Origin of the sequence: Corallococcus sp. Z5C101001, from assembly GCF_007352635.1 — a bacterium.
Taxonomy (GTDB): domain Bacteria; phylum Myxococcota; class Myxococcia; order Myxococcales; family Myxococcaceae; genus Corallococcus; species Corallococcus silvisoli.
Map to the genome: position 1 here is coordinate 1 of NZ_VKLU01000054.1, position 1,657 is coordinate 1,657.

At 68.6% G+C, this 1,657-nt stretch carries 1 protein-coding gene; it reads left to right on the top strand.

Features of this window, described 5'->3' with window-relative positions; translation table 11 throughout:
• The coding region (locus tag FOF48_RS36160; RefSeq protein ID WP_143909560.1) for an amino acid adenylation domain-containing protein at window positions 1–1,657 on the top strand (1,657 nt) is incomplete at both ends.

A 1,657-nucleotide genomic window follows, 5' to 3' on the forward strand; every position in this document is an offset into this window, starting at 1 on the left:
GGCCGGACGTCGAAGTTCGACGTGAGCGTGTTCTTCACGGAGACGGCGCAGGGGTTGAGCGGGGCGGTGGAGTACAGCACCGACCTGTTCGATGCGGCGACGGTGCGCCGGATGGTGGAGCACCTGCGAGTGCTGCTGGAAGGGGCGGTGGCGAAGCCGGAGGAGGCAGTGGGCCGGCTGCCGCTGCTGACGGAGGCGGAGCGTCATCAGGTGCTGGTGGAGTGGAACCAGACGCAGGAGGAGTACGCGAGAGACGCGACGATTCCACAGCTCTTCGAGGCGCAAGCGAAGCGGACGCCGGATGCGGTGGCGGTGGTGAGCGGGAAGCAGCGGCTGACGTACCGGGAGGTGGAGGCGAGGGCGAACCAACTGGCGAACCGGCTGAGGAAGCTGGGAGTGGGCCCGGAGGTGAGGGTGGGGCTGTGCGTGGAGCGCACGGCGGACGTGGTGGTGGGGACGCTGGGGATTCTGAAGGCGGGCGGGGCGTACGTGCCGCTGGATTCGAGCTACCCGAAGGAGCGGTTGGGGTGGCTGCTAGAGGACGCGCAGGGCCCGGCGCTGGTGGCGCACTCGCACCTGCTGGAGTCGTTGCCAGCCTTCAGCGCGCAGGCGGTGTGCCTGGACCGCGAGGAGGAGTGGGCGGAGGAGTCCTGCTGCCCGGTGACGTCACAGGTGCGCGCGGAGAACGTGGCGTACCTCATCTACACGTCGGGAAGCACGGGGAGGCCGAAGGGAGTGGCGGTGACACACAGGAACGCGGTGGCGTTCCTGGGGTGGGCCCAGGAGAGATTCGAGGAAGAGGAGATGAAGGGAGTGCTGGCGGCGACGAGCCTGAACTTCGACCTCTCCGTCTTCGAGCTCTTCGGGCCGTTGGTGAGGGGAGGGAGGGTGGTGGTGGTGAGGAACGCGCTGCAGCTGGCGGAAGAGAAGCCAGAGGCGGAGGTGACGCTCGTCAACACGGTGCCGTCGGCGATGGCGCAGCTGGTGAGGCTGGGTGCGGTGCCGGAGACGGTGCGAGTGGTGAACCTGGCGGGAGAAGCGCTGCCGGAGACGCTGGCGAAGGCGGTGTACGGCGTTGGGACGGTGAGCAAGCTGTACAACCTGTACGGCCCGTCGGAGGACACGACGTATTCGACGTGGTCGCTGGTGGGGCGGGGGGAGGTGCCGAACATCGGACGGCCGCTGACGAATACGCGCGCGTACGTGTTGGACAGGTACCTGGAGCCGGTGCCGGTGGGAGTGGCGGGGGAGTTGTACCTGGCGGGAGAGGGGCAGGCACGTGGGTACCTGCTGAGGCCGGAGCTGACGGCGGAGAAGTTCCTCCCGGAGGTGCACGGCCCGGCAGGGAGCCGGATGTACCGGACGGGGGACAGGGTGAGGTACCGGGGGGACGGAGTGCTGGAGTACCTGGGGCGAGTGGACTTCCAGGTGAAGGTGAGGGGCTTCCGAATCGAGTTGGGGGAGGTGGAGTCGGCGCTGCGCCGCGTGGAGAAGGTGAAGGACGCGGTGGTGGTGGCGAAGGGGGAGGGAGGGGAGAAGAGGCTGGTGGCGTATGTGGTGGCGAAGGAGGGAGAGGGGCTGGAGGGGGAGGAGCTGAAGGCCCAGCTGAGGCAGGGGCTGCCGGAGTACATGGTGCCGGGCGTGGTGATGGTGCTGG